This window comes from Micromonospora sp. M51 (genome assembly GCF_018070305.1).
Lineage (GTDB): Bacteria > Actinomycetota > Actinomycetes > Mycobacteriales > Micromonosporaceae > Micromonospora > Micromonospora parva.
Genome location: NZ_JAGPXZ010001289.1, coordinates 1 through 916, shown reverse-complemented (window position 1 = coordinate 916; position 916 = coordinate 1). Strand labels below are relative to the sequence as shown.

General features: G+C 74.1%; 1 protein-coding gene and 1 pseudogene. Both read right to left on the bottom strand.

Annotation, left to right across the window (positions count from 1 at the left end; genetic code table 11):
* Positions 1-179 (bottom strand): annotated as a pseudogene (gene truB / locus KBX53_RS34345) (tRNA pseudouridine(55) synthase TruB); the annotation flags it as partial.
* 122 nt (positions 180-301) lie between these two features.
* A partial coding sequence (locus KBX53_RS34340; RefSeq protein WP_247676621.1) for an MATE family efflux transporter occupies positions 302-916 on the bottom strand: 615 nt, incomplete at its 5' end.

Genomic DNA, 916 nt, shown 5'->3' with positions numbered 1-916 from the left:
AGCCGGATGGTGCCGGTGTAGCTCTTGCCCGCGCCGATCACGTACGTCAGCAACCGGGTGGCCCGGCCGACACCGATCACCAGCACCCCGGTGGCCATCGGGTCGAGGGTGCCGCCGTGCCCGACCCGTCGGGTCCTGGCCAGTCGGCGGATCCGCGCCACCACGTCGTGCGACGTCATGCCGCCGGGCTTGTCGACCACGATCAGACCATCGGTGCTCACGTCGGCCAAGCCTGCCAGATGACCGCTGTCGGAGAGTGCGTGGGCGGGCCCCCGGGTGACCCGGACGACCGGCGGGGTGCTCAGCGGACCGCGCCGGTCACCGCCCAGCCGCCGTTGCGCAGCCGCAGCAGCAGGGCGACCAGCCGGATCACCACGAACACCGTGAGCCCGGCCCAGATGCCGCCCAGCCCGAGATCGAGCGCGTACGCCAGCCAGATGGCCGGCAGGAAGCCGCCGAGCGCCGCCACGATGGTGAGATTGCGCAGGTAACGCACGTCGCCCGCGCCGATCAGCACGCCGTCGAGGGCGAACACCACCCCGGCCAGCGGCAGCATGACGACGAACCACGGCCAGGCGACGGCGGCCTGCTCGCGTACCCCCGGATCGGAGCTGAACCACGACGGCACGATGCCGGCGCCGGCGGCGATGAGCAGCGCGAAGCCCACGCCGCAGACGCCGCCGAGCAGCCCGATCCGGCGGGCGAGCGCCCGCGCCCCCGCGTCGTCGCCGGCGCCGAGCGCGGCGCCGACCAGGGACTGTGCGGCGATGGCGAGGGCGTCGAGCACCAGCGCGGTGAAGAACCAGAGTTGCAGGGCGATCTGGTGGGCGCCGACGGCGGCGGCGCCGAACCGGGCGGCGACGGCGGTCGCGGACAGGAAGCTGGCCTGGAACGCCAGCCCACGGATCAGCAGGTC